The sequence below is a fragment of the Streptomyces sp. HSW2009 genome (assembly GCF_040240285.1).
Taxonomy (GTDB): domain Bacteria; phylum Actinomycetota; class Actinomycetes; order Streptomycetales; family Streptomycetaceae; genus Streptomyces.
On sequence record NZ_JBEHZD010001171.1, the window covers coordinates 1 to 413 of the forward strand.

A 413-nucleotide genomic window follows, 5' to 3' on the forward strand; every position below is an offset into this window, starting at 1 on the left:
TGTTGAGTTCTCAAGGAACGGACGCTTCCTTCGGTCCCGTTTCACCGGGCCCTCCGGGCGCTTCCCTTCGGTGTTTCACACTCTATCAGGTCTTTTCCCCGCTCTCTGACCGCTCATTTCTCGTCCATAAAGGCACGCGAAATCGCAATTCAGAGAATTGAATCAAGATCTCATAGAGGCCGCCCTTGAACCGTGCGGCTAACCGCTTTGTGTCCGTGGGCAGGAGTACGACAGTACAGCGCGCCTCTACCCGAGGCAAATCGGTTCGCCAGGCGTGGGGGGGGGGGGGGGGGGGGGGGGGGGGGCGCCGCGCCCGCCGGGCGGGGGGGGGGGCGCGCCCCCCCCGCGGGGGGGCCGCCGCCCCCCGCCGGCGGCGGGGGGGGGGGGGGGGGGGGGGGGGGGGGGGGGGGGGG

1 protein-coding gene is annotated in these 413 nt (G+C 70.9%); it reads left to right on the forward strand.

Annotated features, from left to right (window positions below; genetic code table 11):
- Positions 1 to 185 precede the first annotated feature (185 nt).
- The coding region (locus tag AAHZ94_RS35080) for a hypothetical protein (RefSeq protein ID WP_349997687.1) at positions 186 to 413 on the forward strand (228 nt) is incomplete at its 3' end.